This window comes from Methanosarcina sp. UBA289 (assembly GCA_002496565.1).
GTDB lineage: Archaea > Halobacteriota > Methanosarcinia > Methanosarcinales > Methanosarcinaceae > Methanosarcina.
On sequence record DAKJ01000003.1, the window covers coordinates 59,238 to 81,936 of the forward strand.

The window sequence follows — 22,699 nt, forward strand, 5'->3', positions numbered from 1 at the left end:
TTTTTTTGAACTTACATCCTCAAAGCTGGACTTACATACTTTCTTTGTACTCCTGTAGCCCTAAAGTTATAATTTTAACAAATAGCTTTCAGGAGCATTACTTAGAGTAAATTACTTTAAAAATCACTGATTCAGGAATGATATACAGGGCAAAAATAAAAGCCACGACGGCAAATGAACAGAAAAAGATAAGCAGACTTAAAAAAGAGAAAATTCAGGATAAGAGAAAGTAATTTCATGAGGCTAGAACTTTATTCGGGAACTTTTCTCAAAAGATTTTTTGTGCTTGCCAAAAAGACCTTTGGTTAAACTCGGGTTATATATACTCCAGAAAAATTGGCTGTTAACATATAGATTCCATTGGAAATAATGGGGCACTTGAATTTTCAGGAACGAAAAATGAAAAGATAAGAGTGAATGCGAATAAGGAAACAAATATTTAAGCACAGTAAGCTAACTGTAAATAAGTTATAAGAAATAAAATTAGACATTAGAATTTTTAAAAACCGCATCAAAAAGGAAACAGAATCTATTTCACATAAAAAATAAAAACTCGAAGGACAAACTGAAAAATATATAGAAATGAAATAAAAAAGAAAAAAATGAAATAATAAGTAGTAATAAAAAATTAACCCGTAAAAGTTTCCAGTAGAAATAATGGGGTCCCTCTTAGAAGAAAAAGTAGAACCTATATGGTTGAAATGGAGATCAATAGAATTAAAAGATCTTTAGTTTCCTGAAATATAGGTTTAACAGAAACGTCTGTTGTTCTTGGTTTTACTACCCAAGTGCTCAAGTCCTATTTAAGACGAATTCTTTGAGAAAAAAATCAACTTTTAAACAAAAAAATAAAACCAAAGTAGAAATTAAAAATCAATAAAAGGGACAAGGTCACAGCCTGTACATTTCAGGCACATGGTTTTTGCAAGCCCTGGATCCAGCCCATATTTCTTGAGAATCTCGGCTTCAAGTTTTGCAAGCTTTAGAAGGCGTTCAGGGGACGGCCGTTCCATAAAACAATATCCAGCTCTCAGAGGATGCGGGTTTACCGGCCGCAGAACAGGAATTACTCCGATTTTTGCAAGGGTCTCAATTCCATCCCTTACAGAATCGTCGCTTTCTCCGAGGCCTATTATAAAATTACTGAAAACCCGGTTTTTTCCGAAAACGTCGACAGCTTCCCTGAGGCGATCCAGAATATAATCAAGGGAAAGGTCTCCACAGACTGTTTTGAAGATTTCACGGTCCATAGTTTCAACATTATATTTGACTTCAGAAGCTCCTGCTTCATAGAATTTTCTGGAGCAACCTTTAGTAGGATACACCGAAACTCCAACAGGAACATTGTACTTTTTGAGAGCAGGAAGCAGTTTGAGCACTCGTTCAACCTCTCCTTCTATTGAGGTTTCAACGCCTGAGGTAAGGGAAATAGCTTTCAGATTTCCTGCTTGCAAAACCTCATCAATTATGCTCAGAACTTCCTCTTCGTTTTTAACATGCCCCTGCAATTTGGGAACAGAACAATATTTGCAGTCAAATACACACCTTTCACAAAGAGTTATAAAAGCTTGATCAGGACAGTGCGCAGAGGCAGGCTCAAGTTTCCCTCGCACAAGTTCTTCTCCTTGATAGAAAATCCCAACATATCCTTCGTCTTGAACCTTTAGAATTGAAAGAGGAGAGTCTTCTTTTATGCTGAGCCTTACCCGTTTGTCTCCAGATCTGAAGAAAACTGAACTTGTACCTGCCCCCGGACCCGCAGTCGAACCCCGAGCTCGTGGGATAAGCGAGGGATCTACGGAAACCGAACCTATGGAAATAAGGAAAGCTTTTATTTCCGGCGTAATTGACTTGCTTTGCATGCAAATGCTCCTCATAGCTATTACAAAAGGATTACAAGGTAATTACAAGGTGATTACAAATAAATATAGTTCTGAAACTCCTTTTGTTTCTCTCATCATTACTAAGAGATATATAAATTGTTCTATTTATATAATTTAAATTGTTTCTGACCAATTAAAAGCCATAAGAAAAATCCCTAGACCTTACCCCATACCTTGCCTTAAGTCCCCTAAAATCTGAAAGTCAGATTTTGTAGGCATTTCAGTCCATAAAACTGATTTTCTCATATATAGGCCTAGAAAAAGATTATTTAAGACTTAAATATAATCAAACCTCAAACATAAAGAATGAAAATAAGATGCAGAAGCCCCATATATACAGGCATAAGATAATGTTATAGAAATAATATAAGCTTAGAACAATGGACTAAAATTATAACAATGTGTTAATATATTGATAATAGAATAACATTGTGTGTTAAAAATATTAAATACTGTAAGCGTGTAGTATAAATTGCGTTCTCATCCCTTTAATACCCCACTCGTCAATATCTACTCCACAAGTAAGGGGAAAAACTGAAAGAGAATTAATTAAAACTCGCAACCCGTGAGTCTAGTACCTCAGTATCTCTTCCCAGATAAACAAAATCTCTTAAAGCCGTTCGGAACTTCCAGGTTCTTTGATGAGAACGCAATCTATTTTTCAATATCAGATCATATCATGATCTTCTTTTGAATTACCTCACATATCAGATCAACCATTCCTGCTATTTTATATATACCATAAAATAGATTATATTCCTCAGACCGTTCAAAAACAATTTTATTGTGCGAAAAAAGGAGAGAGACATGAAAGTCATGATTATAGGAGGTTTTCTCGGAAGCGGGAAAACAACCACTATACTTAGAATCAGCAAACAATTCAATGACGCAGGAAAAAAGACTGCAATCATTGTAAATGAAATAGGAGAAATTGGGCTTGATGGAGATATTCTTACAAGTCCTGGCATTGTAACTGAGGAACTTACAAGCGGCTGCATCTGTTGTACACTCAGGATAAGTATGCAGTATACTCTTCAGACCCTTGAGGAAGAGTTTGCGCCTGACATTGTAATTATTGAACCGACAGGAATCGCCTTCCCGGGGCAGATAAGGGAAGAGATAGAAACAATGGGGCTCTCTGAGCTCTCCTTTGCCCCGATAGTAACTCTTTTAGATCCTGGCAGGTTTGGGACCGAAGCAAAAGAGATCCCAAGGTTTATAGAAACGCAGATAAAAGAAGCTGAAATTCTCTGTATAAACAAGATTGATATAACGCCTTTAGAAACTGTCCTTGCTGCTGAAAAAATGCTCCACGAAATGAACCCAGAAGCCAGGATTCTAAAATTTTCCGCAAAACATCAAGATGATCAATTCGAAAAACTGCTTCTCCATCTCGCGGTCCCAGGGCTTAAAAAGCCTTCCCAGGAAAAGAAAAATTCCATTGAGCTTTCCGAAGTCTCGGCTTATTCAGCTCTCTATACTCTCGGATCGCTGGATTTCAGTCCTGAAGAAAGTGTATGCTTCGTAGAAAAAAATCTTCAAATCGTTCAGGAGAGGGTACGGGAAATTAATCCTGAGTTTGTAGGGCACATAAAGCTTTCCATGAAATCCCCAGAATCTGTAGTTAAAGGCAGTATAACATCTTCTAAAGAAGTGCCTCAGGTAGAGATAATCCCTGATCTGGAAAGTGAGAAAACCGAACTCAGGCTACTTTCCGCAGTTACAAAGGTCCCTAAATATAAACTCATAGAGATAATTGAATGTACCCTTGAAGAGAATCTTGGGAAATCAGGGATCGCTTTTGAAAAAGAAATTAAAAAGCATGATACTGATAATCATGATGAGCACGAACATGAGCAAATATGCAGGATTAATATATACAGTAAAGATGAATGAAGATAGTATAAAACTCAACTTAAAGTTAAAATTAAAGTTATGGTAGAAACTTGCGACTTAACTAAGAGAGTTACAATCACACTTATTCTTTTCGGAACTCTTTAAAAAAAGGTCAGTTTTAATAATACAAGAAATAATGGAGTTTTGACATGAACGAGGAAATCGATGAACTTGACGCCTATTTTGAAAAAAAAGGCGAGCCTACCGAAGGTGAAGCTGTCAAGCTGGAACATATGATGATGGAAAAAGTTTCCATAAATCCTGCAAGAAGAAAACTCCTCCGGATTGTTGGGATATTTGGAAAGACCGAAAACCAATTAAAAGAAGAATCCGGATTGAATGATTTCTTCTTTAAGTTCCACATGGATTTCCTGCTAAAGGAAGGCTTCCTGAAACTCGAAGAAGGAACGTACCGCCTTACTGATGCCGGAATTGCTATGCATGATTCAGTGTGTTAAATAAACTTTTTTCAATTTTCCCTTTATTTTATAACTTTCAATGAGATTTTCTAGCCTCCTGATGGTTAACTCCATCCTGATTTTAGAAATCTTCCATTTGTTAAAAAGCGATAAGTTTTTATGTTTGTCTTGTCAATGGCGTTATGACCAAACTTTTCGATATCCTATGGAAGTTTCAAAAACGCCCTATTTAATTTCCAGGTATATATCGAGCAATCAAAAGGAGTGTGAATAAATATGCCAGCAACAGTTAATGCAGATGAATGTTCCGGATGTGGAACCTGTGTCGATGAATGCCCCAATGATGCAATTGCTCTTGATGAAGAAAAGGGAATCGCAGTAGTCGACAATGACGAATGCGTAGAATGTGGTGCATGTGAAGAGGCATGCCCGAACCAGGCAATTAAAGTAGAAGAGTAAAACGGTAATCAGTTGGAATAATCTATTTATTCCAATTTTCTTTTTCCTTTTTATTAATCACTATTAATAATCAATCACTATTACTAATCATTTCTATCTTTCCGGAGGTAGCTTTTTAGATGGTATCAATTAAAGCGGGTATTTTAGGCGCCACAGGCGCTGTCGGGCAGAGATTTGTAGAAGCACTTGCAAACCACCCCTGGTTTGAGATTACAGCCCTTGCAGCATCCGAGAGAAGCGCCGGCAAAACATATAAAGAAGCTGCAGGCTGGAGGTTAGACACAGCTATGCCGGAAAGCGTTGAAGATATCAAAGTCGTCCCGGTAGATCCGAAAGCCGTAGATGCAGATGTGGTTTTCTCAGCACTTCCCGCAGACCTTGCCCAGACCGTAGAACCCGAATTTGCAAAAGCCGGGTTTGCAGTGGCAAGCAATGCCTCGTCTTACAGGATGGAAAAGGATATTCCTCTCGTGATTCCCGAGGTAAACCCAGAACATCTTGGCCTTCTCGAAGTCCAGCAGGATTCTAGGGGATGGGATGGGTATATTATTACAAATCCCAATTGTTCCACAATTGTCATGACCGTTACCTTAAAGCCTCTTATGCAGTTTGGGCTCGAAACCATACAGGTAGCCACAATGCAGGCGATTTCAGGGGCAGGTTTTTCCGGAGTTGCCGCAATGGCAATTTATGATAATATAATTCCGTACATAGGAAGCGAAGAAAAGAAAATAGAAACTGAAACTTTAAAGCTTCTCGGAGAGTTCAACGGCTCTGAAATCGTGCCTGCAGATATGAGAGTCAGTGCTTCCTGCCACAGAGTCCCTGTTATAGATGGGCATACCGAAGCCATCTGGGCTGGAATGAGGGATAAACCGACGCCTGAAGAAGTAAGGAAAGCTTTCCTGAACTTTGACCCCAGACTTAAAGAACTTCCTTCTGAGCCTGAAAGGCCTTTAATAGTAAGAGACGAAGTCGACAGGCCTCAGCCACGTCTTGACCGCAATATGGGAAAAGGCATGAGCGTCTCAGTAGGCCGCATAAGAGAAGGAATCCGGTACATCGCAATGGGACATAACACCATTCGCGGAGCAGCGGGAGCAAGTGTGCTGAATGCGGAACTCCTGCATTCTATGGGTAAACTCTGATTTTAGCAAAAAAGATAGAGAAATAAAAGTAAAAGCCTCAGAGATTCAGGCTTTTACTTTCCAGTTTTTTACTATTCAGTCTCACTACTTATTTTTACCATTCAGTTTCACTACTTATTTTTACCATTCAGTTTTACTTTCCACTATTACTTTTAAGTTTTACTTTTCTCTTCTTTTGAGAATCTCATGAGAAAAGCTTTCTTGCAGCCTCCTCTGCTTTTCTCATAACCTCTTTTACAGGGACGCCACTCATTTTTGCGATATTCTTGCAGTCCTCAAACTCAGCAGAAATATTGAGTAGTATGCCCTCAGAGTCCCTAGCGATCTTGACCGCAGCTTCATACACTTGCCCTTCTACCTCAAACTTAACTGATTCTATCCGCCTGGCAGCCATCAACCTGTGTCGGGTAGGTATAACTCTTACTCCAAGGGATCCTGTTTCAATAATGATTTTTCGAGCGAGCTTTGCAGTGTCTTCAGGCTTTGCAATGACCTTGATAATATGGGCAGGACGGCCTTTTTTCATTGTTGCCGGGAGAATTGCAACATCCCTTGCTCCCATAGCAAGTAATTCCTCAAACAGGTTACCCAAGACTTCCCCGCTTACATCATCCGCATTCGTTTCTAGAATCTCAATTATATCCGGAATCAGGCAGGAATCAAGTTCGGATAATATTCCCTGAAGAACGTTAGGCCCGGCAAGCTCGGAATCCCCTGCTCCGTAGCCTATTGAAATTACCCTGCCCTGAGGAAAAGTTTCCATGGGTCTTGCAAAATGAGCAAGAATTGCAGCTCCTGTCGGAGTTAGAAGCTCCTTTTGCTCAATTCCTCCCCTAAAATAGAATTTTCCTCTCCTAAGAAGTTCAAGAGTTGCAGGCGCTGGCACAGGCAAAACTCCATGTTCGCATTCTATTGTTCCACTTCCCACATTTATAGGAGTACAGTAAACAGCATCGCAATTAAGGGAATGGATAGCTGCTGAAGAGCCGATTATATCGGCAAGAGCATCACTCTGTCCAACCTCATGGAAATGAAGCTTCTCAAGGTCAGGCTGCCCGTGAACTGAAGCTTCGGCATCGGCCAGCTTCGAAAAGATATCAAGGGCACTTGCTTCCACACGCGCGGGCAGCTTTGCAGCCTTTACCACATCTATAAGTTCCGGATATGTACGGACTGGCTCTTTATCAGGTACGTTTATCCTGACATCCAGGGCTTTTATTCCCTTTTTCATAACTTCTCTTATATCCACGGATACATCGACAGAAGCTTCCATCAGTTCTTTAACCGTTTTACGGTCAGCCCCGAGATCGAGAGTGCACCCAAGGATCATATCTCCTGCTGCCCCGGAAAAAGGGTTGAATACAAGTGCTTTCATAAGATTTCTTCCTGCATTTCAATTTTTTCCTTTTTATTCCCTTTTTATTACCCTGTTACTCTCATTTCTGGCCTGTCCCTTCTTCCTTGCCATGTGCGTAGGCTGCCGCAATCATATTTGCGATCCTAGCCGCATATGCTCCCGCAACAAAGCCTGCATCTATATTCACAACTGCAAGTGTGGAACAGGATTGGAGCATTGCCAGCAGGGCAGCTTTTCCTCCTCCGCCTGCTCCATAACCTGTCGAAACTGGAAGCCCGATTACAGGCACGTCAACTAATCCCGAGACTATTGTGGGAAGCGTTCCTTCCCTTCCGGCTGCAACCACGATTGCTCCGGGCCTCATGGCTTTTAATTTATCCATTGCAGGAATAAGCCTGTGGATTCCTGCAACCCCCACATCATAAACTGCAACTGTCTCACAGCCCATTTCTGAAGCTACAACCTTAGCTTCTTCTGCAGCCGGGATATCGGCTGTACCTGCCGAAACGATTCCTACTATCCCGCCGGTTCTTGGGGCAGGCGTGCCGTCATGGATAACAACAGTACGTGCCCTGCCATTCCACTCAAGTTTATCCTCGCCAAAGGCCTGCTTTAAGGCTTCAAGATGCCCTAGTGAAACCCGCGTGATAAGGGCTCTTTTGCTCTCAGCAACCATGACCCTTGCAATCTCTACCACATCATCAGGAGCTTTACAGTCGGCAAGAATAGCCTCGATTACTCCTGTTCTGCTTTTCCTGTGGGAATCAAGTTTTGCTATGTCCATATAGGAGACAAAGCCTAGGCCTCGAGCCTGCTGCTCTGCACTCTCAAGATCCATTTTTCCGTCTTTAACAGCTCTAAGTATGTCAGTAAGATCCATGTACCACCCTGCACTGAAAAGAGTTATCTGCCTTAAATAATCATGAGCTTAAACAATAAGTGGTCAAGCAAGAATTTATTGGTTTGGGGGTCTTTAGGGTTTCTCGTTATATGGGATTTTTGGTTACTTAAACAAAAAGTGTTCAGCGATACATTTAAAAATCCGAATTGTTAATGTGTAGAGATCATCATGCTCATAGTACTTTCATTAGGCGGTTCAATTCTCGCAAAAAACCTTGACCCGAATCGTTTTTTAAAATATGCGGACGTTCTCCGGGAGCTCTCGAAAAAACATACTCTGCTTGTGGTAGCCGGCGGAGGAGAAGCAGCACGGAATTACATCGATACTGCAAGGGCAGTTGGCGCTGATGAAGTAACCTGCGACTATATAGGCATTGAAATCACTCGCCTGAACGCACGCCTGCTTGCAGCAGCCCTCGGGCCCGATGCTTGTCCGGGAATCCCGACAAATTATCTGGAGGCTGCAAAGGCCATGCGTCCTGGAAAGGTAGTTGTCATGGGAGGAGTTATCCCCGGTCAGACCACGGATGCTGTTGCTGCAATTCTTGCGGAGTTTCTGCGAGCAGACCTGCTGGCAATTGCAACCTCGATTGACGGAGTTTATTCCGCAGACCCTAACTGTGATCCTTCGGCAGTAAAGTACGACAAAATCTCTCCTGAGAAGCTCATAAACATAGTCATGGCAATCGAGATGAAAGCAGGCTCCAAATCCCCTGTTGACCCTGTAGCCGCAAAAATTATCGAACGCTGCAAACTCGATGCTCTTGTCATGGATGCCCGGGACCCTGCCGTACTTGGAGAAGTACTCAATGGAGAAGCAGCCAAAAAATCTCCAATATCCTGCGGAACCTGGATTACGACAAAGATATAAATAACAGACCAGTTTAAGACCCAAATCTCATACGGTTTTTCGTTCAAGCACAACGGTTGAGGCTCAACCACTGCACCGGTTAATCATGCAGACAATAGCGTTTTCTCTCAAGCCTTTTTTGAAAAGGCTTGGTTTAAAATCTTCATTTTTACAGAAGATGAAAACTTAAACATAGAGGTTCCGACATATATCCCAATAACAGAAAACAGACGGAATGCCAGTTTAGAGTTTAGAACTCCTACAAAGCCGGTTTCCTGAAGTCTCTGTCCAGAAGTTTCTGAAAAGAAGGAGGAGCCGGGCTTGAACCTGCCTGAAAAAAAGAGTTCTTTTAAACATAAAGGATTTATTTTTCGGCTTTTTTCCATGCTTCTATTCCTGACCATATTCTGCGCTGAGATCAGTCCTGCTTTTGCAGCAGTAGAAGGGACAGCCGTTGAAGAGGAAAGGCAGGAAGATGCCGTTATCATGGACTTTTTCTCGGACCACGAGCTCGTGGATGCTACAGTCCGGTTTGAACAGCCTCTTGAAAACGCCTCTCTTGTTTTTACTTTGAATTCGGAGGAGAAACTGCTGAAATCGGAAACCTTTCCTCTTGGGTCTGTGGAGAAAGGACAGGAAGTCACAAAAGTCCTGTTCTGGGGAATTGAGGAAGATTTCGGAAAAGATAGGGAATCTTATACAGTGCAGGTTTTTGTGAAAAACGGGAATGAAAACCTTGCTTTTAGAGAACTTTCATTTTCCGACCGAAATCCTATTCTTTCAAAGCTTAAACTTGTGGACTTTTCCGCAGATTCTGAGAAAGCATCGGTTTTGATGAGTCTCACAAGTCCTACGAATTTTGGGAGTATACAGCTGCCTGAGCCCGGCATGATCGACCTTGACCTTAAGCTTCTCTCGGGCACGGAAATTGTGTATTCTGAAAAGCAGAAGAATATCCCTATTACAAACACCTATTATAATGCAAGTTACTGGCCTTTCCTGCTTGAGAACGATAAAAACTATACTGCCCTTTTGGAGGTTCATTCCCATTCTCCTGATGTCACCGCAGCCTATATATCGAATTTCAAGGCCGAAGAAAAGGTGGAAATTATTGATCGGGATATTGACGTGGATGAATATGGAGCCAGTGTTACTATTGTCGGAAAATCCCAGGTGCCTTTTGACGGGCTTGTAAGGGTTGTGCTGACACCTGAAAATGGAAAAGGAAAGATTTTTGAAGAGACCACAGACATCCTGACTTCGGGAAAAGAAGATACGGTAGGAATAATATGGCAAGGAGTCCCGAAGGGAGATTATAACGTAAAGATTTATGTGCTGAATTCCGAAGGGGAAGCTCTTGACAGACATGAAACTGTTCTCAGGATCTTTGAGCCCGTGGTCGAAGCAAGCCCTGTAGAAAAATCCCCAGCCTCTATCTTTTTAACAGTTTTGGGAATTTTGCTCTGTGCGGGAATCTTGTTTGTAAGGAAGGGAAAATAAATTCCTGAAAACCTTGAAGCCCTAAAAGCTTTGACAGTCTTGAGAACCTTTAAAGCTTTCTTGATTTGACAGCTAAATCCGTATAAAATTCGAATGCAGGATCATTATGTTTGACCTCATCATCCGAAATATAATGAACAGGAAAGTCAGGAGTGCACTAACAGTCTGCGGGATTGCCCTTGGAATCTTTGCAGTTATAGTTATGGGTGCCATGTCCGAGAATTTCCACCAGACCTTTGAGCGCTCCATGAGTGTGACCAGTGATAAAATCCGGGTCTTTGCCGAAAGTGGAGTCTTTGGAGGAGGACTCACGGACGAAAAGGTGAGCGATGTACTTCGGGTGGCAGGGGTAAAAGATGCGTATGGGCTTTTAATGACTACTTTTGATGAGGACAAAATGGGAATGACCGGGAAACAGATCCTTGGTGTGCCCCCGGAAAAATCCAGCGTTGCCCTCTATCCCGTGGAGCTGAAAGCAGGCCGTTTCCTCAATCCAGGTGATTCTTATAATGTTGTTGTTGGAAGCAACATTAAAAGGGAATATCAACTTGAGATAGGGAGCAAGTTTGAGATTCATGACAAATACTTTACCGTTGTAGGAATTCTGGACTACACGGGCTCGATTTTTGACAATGCGGTAATCATACCTCTTGAAACTGCGCAGGATCTCTACGATGTAGGCAATTCGGTTTCCTATATCTTTGCAGTTCCTGATGAGCGGGTGGATGCAGAAGTGCTCTCCAAGCGCATAGAATTGAGCGTTAAAGGTACAAGCACCCTTTCTCCCGACGAGCTTGAGGTGCAGGCAAGGCAGTCCTTTATGATTTTCAGCGTGATAACTATCAGCTCAGGGATCCTTGCAGCAATCATAGGCGGGCTTTGCGTGATGAATACTATGTTAATGTCCGTTACAGAGAGGACAAGAGAATTCGGGATTTTGAAAGCCATCGGGGCCGAAACCCGGGATATTTTACTTCTTACGTTAGGGGAAGCCTCATGTATGGGTTTTCTTGGCGGGATCCTTGGAATTCTTGTAGGTTCCGTGGCTGTTTATATTATGAATGCCTGGCTTGCAAATACAAGGATAGTGCTTTTCCTGATAACGCCCAGACTTCTTGTAATTGCTATGCTCTTCGCCTTATTGATAGGTGCGCTTTCAGGGCTTTATCCTGCGTATAGAGCCTCAAAAATGAGCCCGATGGAGGCTTTGAAGCATGCCTGAAATCAGAATTGAAGAAAACGGGCTTGAAACTGCGGAAAAGCTGGAAAAAGAATTGAATAAAAGCAATTTAGGAAACAAAGAACAAAAAATCATAATGCAGGTTGAAAACCTTTCCAAAACTTATTCCCAAGGTAAAATCCTTGTCCATGCCCTTCGCTGTGCCTGCATAACCGTAAGAAAAGGAGAACTTCTTGCGATAATGGGGCCTTCAGGTTCCGGAAAATCAACTCTTCTTGCCCTGATCGGAACACTTGAAAAGGCCACGGATGGAAAAGTTATCCTTGATGGAATAGACCTTACATCGGTACCTGAAAAACTACTTCCTCGCGTGAGAAGAGAAAAAATCGGCTTTATTTTTCAGCACTATAACCTTATCCCGACCCTTTCTGCGCTTGAAAATGTTGAGCTTTCCATGCGCTTTTCCAGAGTGCCCAAAAAAGAAAGGGAAGAAAGGGCAAGAAAGCTGCTCGAAGAACTTGGCCTTGGGGACCGGCTCTCCCATAAGCCTTCAGAATTATCTGGAGGGGAACAGCAAAGAGTCTCTATTGCCAGGGCACTTGCGAATAAGCCGGCGGTTATCCTGGCTGACGAACCCACTGGGGAGGTGGACAGCAAAACAAGGGATTCGATTGTGCGGGTCTTTAAAGAGTTGAGCGAAAAAGGGCAGACAATTCTTGTTGTGACGCATGACCCTGAGGTTGCAAAGGAGTGTTCGAGGGTGCTCAGAATTACTGATGGGGTAATAAAAGATAATTAAAATCGGCTGAAGAGAGGATGAAAAAATCAAGGAAAAAGTAAATCAAAACTGGCTAAAAATTAAAAAATAATTCAAGCTGCTCAAATTTCTCCAAGCTCCCAGCCCAGATGCTCTTTTATAACGGTATAAGCCATTGCAGGAGGGATAATTCCGATATCTGTTACGATCATATCTATGTATTCGGCAGGGGTGAAGTCAAAAGCCGGATTTCTTACCTGCACGTGAGCGAGATCGGAAATAAGCGCAGGATCTACGATTTCATCTGAAGCCCTTTCTTCAATTTCTATAGGGTTTCCGACAATCGTGCTTGGGCTAAACTTGAAGGTCTCGGCAGCTACCATAAAACTTTTTCTGGCCTCATGAGCTGCAAGCGCAAGCTGGGAGGTTCCGATCTTATTTACAAGAGCACCATTAGCTGCAATAGCGTCGGCACCTACGATAACCTTATCCACATCTTTCATGTAATAGCGCACCGCAGAATCCACGATAAGGGTTGTAGGGATCCCAAAACCATTAAGATGGCGGATCGTCAATAAGCCCTGGCGCCTGGGGCGGCTTTCGGTAGCGATTACCGAGATGTCCTTTCCGGCTTCAAAGGCTGTGGTGATGATCGAAAGAGCAGCATGGGAATTGCAGTGGGTTATAATAACGTCCCCGTCCCGGATTCTTCTTGACCCGATTTTTCCGATTTTTTCAAGGGCCCTGTCGGCTCTCTCAATAAAGAGGTTGGCGTTTTTAATGATTTCCTGCCTTGCCTCCTCCACATTTGCCGAAGAATACTTTGAAGAGAGTTTTACGGCATTTGGGAGGGAGACGGCAGTCGGGCGAGTACTGATGAGATAATTCGAGACTTCTTTTATTCTGGCACTGAATTCTTCCATTGAAGCTACGTCCAGCCCTGCGGCATAGTCCCTGATAGCTTCAGCAGCAGCTTTTGCAATCCTGCCTGCGCCCCGGATCTCCATTGTCCGGATTTTTTCTGCGGTTTCCTGAACTTTTTGCATAGTATAAGTGATAGTGGGGGTGCAATTTATAATTATCTTCCCGCTGTTCCGGGGGTTGCCCTCGAAGAAATTCAGATCTCAGTTATTTTTTCAGAGAGGTTCCTATAGTAAGCAAAAAGGTCTTCTCCCCACTGAAGGGCAACCGAGTCGAAACACAGGACATCTTCTTTATGGTCGTAAGTGCCGTCCGAAAAAGGAAGAGTAAGGGAAAGGAATATGTCGGTAACAGCATAGGCGAGTTCTATTTTTTTGTCGTAAACGTAAAAACTGGCATTTTCGAATGTAATAAACTCACTTATGTCGGCTCTGTACTCTTCTTTTATTCTTTCATAAATCGGGCGAGTTACAAGAAGAGAAACATCCGCTCCTTTTTTTGCAAAAGTAAGGAAAAGAGATGGATAAAGAGGATGGAAAACCGATGCAATACCGCTTATTTTTTTTGATTTCATAAGGTATTCCACAAATTCCTTATGAGGTTCAAAGAGGCATGTCCTGTCAGGAGGGGCGGAAAACTTGCAGCTAGACAACTCTCCAATCCTTTCTCGCAAAGGATAGGGTATGACCTCAACTGCGTGGTTTGCCCAGTATTCGTATTTGCTTCCGAAAGCAGTTAAGATATCCGTCATTGGCTTCATTCTGCCAGCTACCGCTATCCCAAGAGGAGACAGGCTGTAAATGTCACCTCTCTTAAAAATCAAGGAGTTGTCCCTCAGCTTTTTTAGTTGAGGGAGAATTGCCACTAGACCTACATCCAAGCTTTCTTTAATTTCCGATATTGATTTTGGCCCATCCTTCAAAAATAAAAGAAGATCTTTCCTTTTTTCGGAGAGGAAAATCAATTCGAGAAGCGGGCTGTTCATGTTTTTGCTATATACGCAGATACTTGATAAATATCTTCCCCATTTAGCAACGATATTTATTCTGAAAATCCTTAACTGTTAACATAAACCTGATAGATACTGAAAATAATTAGTTAATCATCGCAAAATTATAAATTACTTAAAGAGTTTAAATTTATAAAAGCGAGATTTACAACTTTTCTGAAGAATCTTTCTTTAGAGAATTCTTCAAAAAATAAAGCCCATTTTGAAAAACGATTCGTGTAAGGATCTTTAAAATGAATTTAATGTACTAATTATTCACTAAACCTGGTTAAACAAGTTTATATTCCTATAATCAAGTACAAAACCATTAATTAATTTTCAATACATAACTATTATTTATAGTTTTATGCAATAAGTAGAGAAATATTAGATTGAGTGTTAATTTTAGGAATATATAAATTATTAATTAGTAATTACCAGCGAATATCGTATTCATCTAATGCTGGAGTACTATTTATAGTCAGTAAATATAATTTATTAATAGAATAATCAATTAAAAATGTTTTTTTGCATTTAAAGTCGTTTTAACGGTTTTTGTTGAAGCTAAACATAAAAATAAGTATAGAAGTTCAAGGGGATATTTAGTCAAAAAGATCCAATTTTGAAGCGGCTAAATAATTTAATGTAGCAAAAATTTCAAAGTCGTATAGGTTATATACCTCTATAACATAAAGAGAAAGTCAACGATTAAGAGTTAAGGGGTTTTTCTCTTAATCGTAGGGGTTGAATCACGCGATTGGGAGCCAATCAGAGGTGGCAAACAAGGCTCCCAATTATAAATCGTTTTTGAAGTACTTTACATAGAGTAGTGTTTTTTGAAGTACTTTACATAGAGTAGTGTTTTAATTTTAGATCATCTTTATCAAAATAATATCAGGATAAAGTGGAATACTCGAAATTAATAGTATATAAAGTGAACGGAATCAGTTCATAAATCTCTTCACTAAATAACCTCAAACCCGATCTGCACTTTTCCATCAGCTTTTAGCAAATGTAAATTTTTAAACCCAAGTTAGATCCTTTTGCGATTCAAGAAGGCAGGTTTAAAAAGATGAGAAAGTAAAAGGAGCATTTCAATTCTTCAAATCTAGAAAGCAAGCCTATTTATTACGAGATATTTTTTTTGTAACATAAATCGAATAAAAAATCTATAAATAATAGTCAGGAAATATGGAAATTAATCATCAAATGTACTCATTTCTAACATGAAAATCTGACGGAAAAATTAGAAATAAGAATTAAAAAACTAGGAGTGAAAAACTTGAATTTCGATACTGCAGTACAGTTTCATGGACATGTCTGCCCCGGACTTTCCATTGGCTATAGGGTAGCATCACTTGCCGCCACCCACTTCAAAGACCGCAGCAAAGATGAAGAGCTGGTCGCAATCGTAGAAAACCGATCATGTGCCGTGGATGCTATTCAGGCAATAAACGGGTGCACCTGTGGGAAAGGAAACCTTATTTTCAAGGATCATGGGAAACACGTTTACACATATTTCAAAAGAGGTGATAATAAAGCCCTGAGGATTTCCCTGAAACCCGATGCTCTCCCTGTGGATGAAAAGCATACCGCCCTCTTCGCGAAATTGAGGGCAGGCACTGCAAACCCTGAAGAGGCAGAAGAGTTTCGGGCCTCGCACGAGGCAAAAAGCCAGAGAGTTCTGGAAATGCCCGAAGAAGAGCTTTTCTGGGTCAGAGAAGTTGAAGCCGAGCCGCCGGAAAAAGCCATAGTTTATCCCACCCTGATCTGCAGCAAGTGCGGCGAAGGGTTTATGGAACCTCTCGGCAGGATGAAAAATGGACAAGTCGTTTGCATTCCATGTTTTGAGGCAAAAAATGAATGAAATTTCTGAGGTTTCCGAAAAAATTGAAATGATTCCTGTAGGTTACGTTGAAAACGACTACCTTGAGCCGGTATACAATGAAGAGGTATACAATAAAGTCTCAAAGATAGTCCTCAAAAAAGAATTTACAGACGGGCTTTATAGAATCGAGGACTTTGAAAAACTGTACATCCTATTTTACTTTAGCCGATCGGAAGGATATAAACTTGTCAGCCGCCGACGTTATGACGGGAAGGATTCAGGAGTCTTTGCCAGCCGAAGCCCATTCCGCCCTAATGGAATAGGGCTTACTATTGTAGAGCTTTTGAAAGTGGAAGGCAATGTGCTCCATGTAAAGGGGCTTGATGCGATCAATGGGACACCCGTACTGGATATTAAGCCTTACATAAAAGAGACTGAAGAAAAGGATGAAGAAACAACAGACTGAAAAAGAATAAAACTAGTGCAGAAATCAATATCAAAAATCAAAAAATAAAAAAGTCCCTTTTTAAGAAAAAAAGAAAAAGGGTTTAATCTTTCAAATATTATTTACTTTTTTATTTGGTTACATTTTCTGGTTATTTGATTAAATTTTTCGGTTATTTGGTTACATCTTTTGGGTTATTTTTTCCTCATGCCTAGATAAATTCCACCGGCGGCTATCACCACAAAGAGAATCCCGAAAATATCAGAGCCCGAAAATGAAAATCCACTATTATCAGGTTCTTCGGTAGAATCTCTCTGCATTTCATACCCCTCAACATAATCAGTATCTGAGGATTTCTGAGTTCCAGGATCAGGTTCGGAAGTATCTGTACCATATCCTCCATTTGAATCCTGAGATGTCTGGTTGCTGGATGAGCTGGTTTTTGATACTACGGTAGCATTTCCAATATTATGATTATGATGACTATTACTACTACTGCTCTGAGTCTTTTCTGTGGTCTCTAGAGTTTTGGTCTTAGTTGCAGCTTCTATTTGCTCGGAGTAGCCCGGAACAGATACCGTTCCACTTACGAACTCATGAAGCAGGGGATTTCCACATGTATGGTGACAACACGAAGCCCCATTCTCGGCCACAGACTTCTCATATTCCTTTGCAAGGCTTTCGATAACATCCTCTGAGGGTGTCCAGTAATCATGCCTGACCGCTTCAAGCATTCTCGCTGTTACAGATTGGTAAGCATTAGGGTTATTCTGCTTGAACCATTCTTTCATAGAAGGATCATTTACATATGTTTCATACACCTCTTGCCAGACAGTATCGTCCACAAGGTCAGGATCACTTACCTCCCAGCCGAAAAGGTTGTTCACAAAATCGGACATCATGCTGCCGCCTGAGTATCCGGAGTTCTGCATTCCTTCGATCCACTTGTCATTAAAATATCTGGATCTCAGGTCCCTGCTAAGGTATTCCTGCATCCCAATCATTTGAGCCTCGTCAGGGTTACTGGTATCCGAAACATACATTTCTGGAGTAGTTCCGTCACCTTTTACGTACCTTGTAGCTAAATTCATGCCACCAAAGTACTGGAAAAAGTCATCATTATCAAGAGAATCGTAAAGGTTTGAAGAGGAAGAATGCACTGACGCTTCAACGCTTTTCAAGTTGCCTTCAAGGAGTGATCTGGACTGTATGCCCCAGAAATCTTCTCCATAAGCATATCCCATTTTGTCCAGGTATACATTTGCAATAGCTTCTTCATTTTCCCATGTTCCGCTTGCACTGACTGCGTCTGAAACACCTATATCATAAGTACCGTCCATTACCGCAAAGCAGCGCATTGTGGAGAGTTTTGTTGCAGTCTCGTTGTCATACCCTTCAGCAAGCAGGGAATCATAGAGTGTAAGGGAGCTTTGGTTAACGTAGTTGGGATAGTTCACGCCAGGAAGAGAACTTGCAAGTTTCACAGCGCTGTCTACCATTTTGATCTTATCCGGGAAAGCATCTCTTATTCCTGCGGTTGAGTAGACGATATCAATACGTGGCCTCCCAGATTTTGAAGTATCATAGTTTGGCAATAGTTCCTCTTCAGGTATAGCCTCAACTCCGGTCACATACCCATACTCATCCCAGACAGGCTGTACTCCAAGTAGGTAAAGCACTTCGGCTTCCAGAGTCCCACGGTCTGCAATAAACTCCACCCCAAACCTTGAGAATGAAATTTTTTTAGGATATTCCCCGTGTTCATTGTAATAGTCCTCAAGCATCTGGATTGCAAGAGATTTTCCTACTTCCCATGTTGCCTTTGAAGGATAGAGCTTTGAATTTATACTGTAATAGTTGCGCCCTGTAGGTACTGCATCCGGATTCATAATGGGATCCAGCCCTGAGCCTGGTAGGATAAAGCCTCCGTTTAGGGCTGAAAGAATTCTGTCAATCTCCACATCGCAGTCAAGAAGCCTCTCCTTGTATTCCAACCCCTGTTCAAGATCAAGTGTAACTGTACTGTTAGTTTTTCCATAAACCGCAGTCTGTGCCTTAGAAACGCTCGTATTATTGGTTACGACCTCCCAGACAAGTCTGGTAACTCTTGTATCGTTCAACGGAATTCCGAGAGGATAAACAGACTCAGGGTAGAAGGCAGCAGTGATATTATCCTCAAAGCTTCCTCCAAGCATAGACCTTACCATTCCGGTAAGTTCATCACTTTCAGGATCTGTCATATTCGTCGTAGGAACATGGCTAAGAATATGCATACCGTATGGGATATTTTCATTTCCTACGTCTTCTAGATATTCATGAAGAGCGTTTTTAACGAAATTCCCAAACTCTGTTTCATTGTAATCTTGAAGAGCGGTTACGTTATCTATTCCCAGATCAACACTCAGGTTGAGTGCTATTATCTCATTTACTATGGCCTTCTGGTATCCTTTCCTTGTCTGAGAAGAAATCCCAGGGTCATAATACTCCTCCACATCAACCGAAATGTTTAGCAAATCTCCATAAAGCCCACTGCGCTCAAGGGTTGGAGTCAGATGGTCAATAATCAGAGCATTACCTCTGTACTCCGCAGTTATTCCTTCTCCTATATTGGCAACGATATAGGGATAGATGTTTGGAATATCCTGCAACAGGAGAGGAGACCAGTCTGAAGTCCGGTTCATACCGTAAGTAGAACCCGGAAGCCACTCGTGCGTACCGTGAGTACCCATATGAATAAGTGCGTCAGGCTTGAATTCGTGGTTTAGCCAGAGATAGAAAGCTATGTACTGATGTGTGGGAGGTACAACGTTGCTGTGGTAAAGGGTATCATTATTTTGTCCTGTTCCCCTGGCAGGCTGAGGCATGAGCCAGACATTCCCGAAACGCACCGTAGGAATTACAATATATTTTCCGGTTTCATTCTTATAGATCATAACACTCTTATTTTGAGGCAAATCTTCGGACCAGGGTTCTCCCCATTCAGCTGTTACATTGGCTCTCAGATTTTCCGGAATTTCAGACTCAAACCACTCTTTATAGGTATCCATAGGTATGAGCTGCAGTCCCCATTCAGTCCGATTTTCAACCATTCCATTCAGGACTCCCGGAGCCCAGGAGCCAACATTGATACCCTGAGCCTGAAGCATCTCCAGGAGTTTACTGCTGTTTTCCGGAATTCCAGAGACCTCATAGCCACTTTCATTCATCGCATTGAGAAGGTCAAGCATGCTCTGAGTTACGTTGAGGTAATTAGCTACAATATTATCCTTTCCTGATGGATAATTGTAGTAAATGACAGCTACTTTCTTCTCCTCATTATTCTTTAACTTCAGGTTCGCCCAGTTAATCGACCTGTTTGCCATCCAGTCAATCTGGGAGGGGAGAGGTTCATAGTTGCTTTCACCGGTTTCGGAATCGTAATTATCAATTCCAATCACAATATACTCAAAAATTCCATCAATGCTCGGGAGCAGAGTCTTGTATACAACCTCTTCACTGGGGATACCTCTATTACCGTCAGCTATGTCGGTAGAATTAGCAGGGTTTGTAACGACCAATCCTGTAAGCACAGGAACGTTAAGGTCTTCAAGCTCCTGTACACCTTTATCAGGATCTTCGTAATTCAAGCGGAAACTCTTAAGAGAAATCACGCACTGGACAAGAGGTTCTCCGTTTTCGTCAAAGTAAAACTTGTGGATGTCATTGAAAGTATCAAAACCTGCAATTACGTTGCAGCCCTTTCCTTCCAGATCACGGATAAGAGCATCTATGACTTCAAGGTTGTCACCGGTATAATCGGAAGCATGGAACCAGATCCCTATAGTGGGTTTGCTCTTATCATAAGCATGTCGTGGCTCAGTTGCATTAGAGTACCATTCAAGGTAATCAGTGGTATTTTCAAACCATTCAGGCTGAGATTCGTTTGTAGAAGAACGGGCATCCGGATGGTAAATCCCGGCTTCGGGAAACTCAATTGGATCCTCGTAAATCCAGCTGCTCGTAAGTTCAGGTTTATCTCCGTAATTTTTTGCGAGATAGATAAGGAAGTTTTCAGCGTTTTTCTTCAGGACCCCTCTGGAACCCATATTGTAGAAGAATTTCTCTTCGGTAGAATTATATGGGCTAGTACCGGCAAAAATTTTATCATAACTGGAAGTGTTGATATATGTCGGATCAATCATAGATGTAATATCTATGAGTGCAGTCCCATTTTCATGAGCACTCTCAAGGTCGTCTCCGATATCTTTGAACTGCGACCAGAGCATGTAGGAAAATATCACGTCCTGGTTTTCAAAGGTGACATTGCTAAAGTCAGAATATCCAGAAATATAGGTTACATTTATACTTGCATTGTATGGATTGGACTGCTCTGCCGCAGCAAGGGCGCTTCCGTCATAACAGATAATAGTAATATTTACCTGATTTTCACCAGCCGATACGTTCTGTGCTAGCAGTAGAAGGACTACTGCACATAAAACCAAAAACCTGTATTGTGCTGTACGCATTTTATCCCCAGATATTTATCATGAACCTTTGGACACCCCGGGAGAAAAATCACCAGAACGCCTGGCCCACAGAATGATTTTATTATCAAAGGCTGTGAATCTTAGAAATGATACAGAAACAGCTATTAAATATCAAAAATGGACTCGGGTGCTCTTGATTCTAACATGCGGTTAAAATCCATAACTTCCAAAAAACTAATAAATAGCCACTCTGTATGATAGATTCAATATCAGGAGCATTGGGGAATAAAATACATAAAACAAGGTTTTTGGCTTATAATTGTTAGCTACTTGGGTAAAAATGGAAAAGATTGCGTTTTTACGTAATATATTATGATTCCTCGCTGTTTTGTAGGAGTTGAAGATAATTTTTCAGTTGAGACGTAACTACACAAAATAGATAATCCTCAATTTTGAATGTGATTTCCACGGGAATCTTTTCAAATATTATATGTGTTAGATCAAATTTAGAACGTTACTATAAATCATCCACTCGAAATAGCGAAGAGCCATTATTCTTTCGTCCACAAACCAACGAGATTCTTTAAAAATTATTAAAATTCGATATATTGAATAATTTTGCAACAAATGAAATTGCGTATCCATTTCTAATCACATTTTTATTAACTGGTATATAATAATATTTTTATATAATAAAGTTTTTCACTTTAACTTGTGTTGTTATTAGTCTTCTTTTATGAGTAAAGCCCCAAGACTACGAAATATTTATATATTTAGAAGTAAATTTACATACAGATAAATCAAGTAAACTTGATTTATCTTAGAAAGTGCCATTTTAAATCTCCGTAAATCTGTAGTTTTCCAGGAGTAATTTGCCATTTTAAATCTCCCTAAAACTGCAGTATTCCGGGAGTGATTTGCTATTTTAAATCTCTCTAAATCTGCAGTCTTCAAGAAGTAATTTGCCATTTTATAGCTCCTTAAAACTGCAGTCTCCCGGGAGTGATTTGCCTCTAAATAACCATTCAATTTTTCCCTTTTTGTCGTCTTTTTATGGTCAATTATCTCAAGCACCAAAAAGACGATTTCGATACCTTAACTTCCATCTATAAGTATGTATTAATCCAACGAGGAAATGTTTCTAAATTACTTTTCTTTAATTGCTGAGGATTGATCTCTTGTACCGTAAATCCTGGAGCCTTACAGAAAAAAATTATAGTTATTTACCCTGTTTTCAACAGTCGATACATTCCGTGCTAGCAGTAAAAGAACCGACGCACGTAAAACCAGTAACCTACTTTGTGCCGTACGCATCTTATTTCCAGAACAATGTGTTATGAACCCTGGGGCACCCTGAAAGAAAAATAAACAGGTGCTGGGCCCACTGGTTGATTTTTTGTTAAAACTTTGCGAATTTAGAAACTTACATAGAAACAGATTTCAAATTTTAAAGGAAGGAGTGGAAGCTTTCGGTTCTGACTTTAATTCGCCCCAGAAAATTTTAAAAAATGGGCAGAAGATTTTGTTTTGAGATATTCAACGTTGGAGCATTAGGGGATAAAATACATAAATAGAGGTTTTTGGCTCACAATTATTAGCTTTCAAGGCAAAAAGAGAATTTTAGAGCATCTTTACGAAATTAAAAGCGATATAAGTATGTTAATTCAAAAAAAACAATAATAACCTTAGTTTGACAGTATCC

At 40.9% G+C, this 22,699-nt stretch carries 17 protein-coding genes; 10 read left to right on the forward strand and 7 right to left on the reverse strand.

The window, feature by feature from the left end; all coding sequences use genetic code 11:
* Positions 1-866: 866 nt before the first annotated feature.
* On the reverse strand, positions 867-1,862 hold the full coding sequence (locus tag BP549_RS00445) for a radical SAM protein (protein ID WP_292373774.1): 996 nt from the start codon (positions 1,860-1,862) through the stop codon (positions 867-869).
* An 828-nt stretch (positions 1,863-2,690) separates the two neighbouring features.
* Between BP549_RS00445 and BP549_RS00450 the strand changes: the two genes are divergently transcribed.
* The 4 genes from BP549_RS00450 (at position 2,691) to asd (ending at position 5,805) form a co-directional block, all read left to right on the forward strand.
* Positions 2,691-3,779 (forward strand): CobW family GTP-binding protein, encoded by a 1,089-nt coding sequence (locus BP549_RS00450; RefSeq protein ID WP_292377338.1) that lies wholly within the window; start codon positions 2,691-2,693, stop codon positions 3,777-3,779.
* A gap of 149 nt (positions 3,780-3,928) precedes the next feature.
* The gene (locus BP549_RS00455; RefSeq protein ID WP_292377339.1) at positions 3,929-4,237 is read left to right on the forward strand and encodes a hypothetical protein; all 309 of its coding nucleotides are present in this window, start codon (positions 3,929-3,931) and stop codon (positions 4,235-4,237) included.
* Positions 4,238-4,474: 237 nt separating this feature from the next.
* Positions 4,475-4,657, forward strand: a complete 183-nt coding sequence (locus BP549_RS00460; RefSeq protein WP_292373780.1) for an indolepyruvate ferredoxin oxidoreductase subunit alpha — start codon at positions 4,475-4,477, stop codon at positions 4,655-4,657.
* A 119-nt stretch (positions 4,658-4,776) separates the two neighbouring features.
* Positions 4,777-5,805, forward strand: coding sequence for an aspartate-semialdehyde dehydrogenase (gene asd / locus BP549_RS00465; protein ID WP_292377341.1), 1,029 nt, complete (start codon positions 4,777-4,779; stop codon positions 5,803-5,805).
* A gap of 184 nt (positions 5,806-5,989) precedes the next feature.
* Here asd and larC read toward each other — a convergent pair whose 3' ends face one another.
* Together larC and larB are read right to left on the reverse strand one after the other, a co-directional pair.
* A complete protein-coding gene (gene larC, locus BP549_RS00470; protein WP_292377342.1) occupies positions 5,990-7,180 on the reverse strand; it encodes a nickel pincer cofactor biosynthesis protein LarC in 1,191 nt (396 codons plus the stop codon).
* A gap of 61 nt (positions 7,181-7,241) precedes the next feature.
* The gene (larB, locus tag BP549_RS00475) at positions 7,242-8,042 is read right to left on the reverse strand and encodes a nickel pincer cofactor biosynthesis protein LarB (protein ID WP_292377343.1); all 801 of its coding nucleotides are present in this window, start codon (positions 8,040-8,042) and stop codon (positions 7,242-7,244) included.
* Between the two features lie 189 nt (positions 8,043-8,231).
* Between larB and pyrH the strand changes: the two genes are divergently transcribed.
* The 4 genes from pyrH (at position 8,232) to BP549_RS00495 (ending at position 12,391) form a co-directional block, all read left to right on the forward strand.
* Positions 8,232-8,933 (forward strand): UMP kinase, encoded by a 702-nt coding sequence (pyrH, locus tag BP549_RS00480; RefSeq protein WP_292377345.1) that lies wholly within the window; start codon positions 8,232-8,234, stop codon positions 8,931-8,933.
* Between the two features lie 300 nt (positions 8,934-9,233).
* Entirely contained in the window at positions 9,234-10,412 is a 1,179-nt protein-coding gene (locus BP549_RS00485; RefSeq protein ID WP_292377347.1) for a hypothetical protein, read from the forward strand.
* A 106-nt stretch (positions 10,413-10,518) separates the two neighbouring features.
* Complete coding sequence (locus tag BP549_RS00490; RefSeq protein ID WP_292373791.1) at positions 10,519-11,634, forward strand: ABC transporter permease; 1,116 nt, start codon at positions 10,519-10,521, stop codon at positions 11,632-11,634.
* Positions 11,627-12,391, forward strand: a complete 765-nt coding sequence (locus tag BP549_RS00495; protein ID WP_292377348.1) for an ABC transporter ATP-binding protein — start codon at positions 11,627-11,629, stop codon at positions 12,389-12,391. The genes BP549_RS00490 and BP549_RS00495 overlap by 8 nt, the downstream gene beginning before the upstream one ends.
* An 80-nt stretch (positions 12,392-12,471) precedes the next feature.
* On the opposite strand, the gene BP549_RS00500 is transcribed toward BP549_RS00495, so the two are convergent.
* Together BP549_RS00500 and BP549_RS00505 are read right to left on the reverse strand one after the other, a co-directional pair.
* Positions 12,472-13,395 (reverse strand): ribose 1,5-bisphosphate isomerase, encoded by a 924-nt coding sequence (locus BP549_RS00500; RefSeq protein ID WP_292377350.1) that lies wholly within the window; start codon positions 13,393-13,395, stop codon positions 12,472-12,474.
* A 71-nt stretch (positions 13,396-13,466) separates the two neighbouring features.
* The gene (locus BP549_RS00505; protein ID WP_292373798.1) at positions 13,467-14,255 is read right to left on the reverse strand and encodes a helix-turn-helix transcriptional regulator; all 789 of its coding nucleotides are present in this window, start codon (positions 14,253-14,255) and stop codon (positions 13,467-13,469) included.
* Between the two features lie 1,276 nt (positions 14,256-15,531).
* Between BP549_RS00505 and BP549_RS00510 the strand changes: the two genes are divergently transcribed.
* Together BP549_RS00510 and tsaA are read left to right on the forward strand one after the other, a co-directional pair.
* Entirely contained in the window at positions 15,532-16,125 is a 594-nt protein-coding gene (locus BP549_RS00510; protein ID WP_292377351.1) for an FmdE family protein, read from the forward strand.
* Positions 16,118-16,552 (forward strand): tRNA (N6-threonylcarbamoyladenosine(37)-N6)-methyltransferase TrmO, encoded by a 435-nt coding sequence (gene tsaA, locus BP549_RS00515; protein ID WP_292377352.1) that lies wholly within the window; start codon positions 16,118-16,120, stop codon positions 16,550-16,552. The genes BP549_RS00510 and tsaA overlap by 8 nt, the downstream gene beginning before the upstream one ends.
* A 173-nt stretch (positions 16,553-16,725) precedes the next feature.
* Here tsaA and BP549_RS00520 read toward each other — a convergent pair whose 3' ends face one another.
* Together BP549_RS00520 and BP549_RS00525 are read right to left on the reverse strand one after the other, a co-directional pair.
* Complete coding sequence (locus tag BP549_RS00520) at positions 16,726-21,036, reverse strand: cobaltochelatase subunit CobN (RefSeq protein WP_292377354.1); 4,311 nt, start codon at positions 21,034-21,036, stop codon at positions 16,726-16,728.
* A 726-nt stretch (positions 21,037-21,762) separates the two neighbouring features.
* Positions 21,763-22,071 (reverse strand): hypothetical protein, encoded by a 309-nt coding sequence (locus BP549_RS00525; protein WP_292377356.1) that lies wholly within the window; start codon positions 22,069-22,071, stop codon positions 21,763-21,765.
* Between the last annotated feature and the right edge of the window lie 628 nt (positions 22,072-22,699).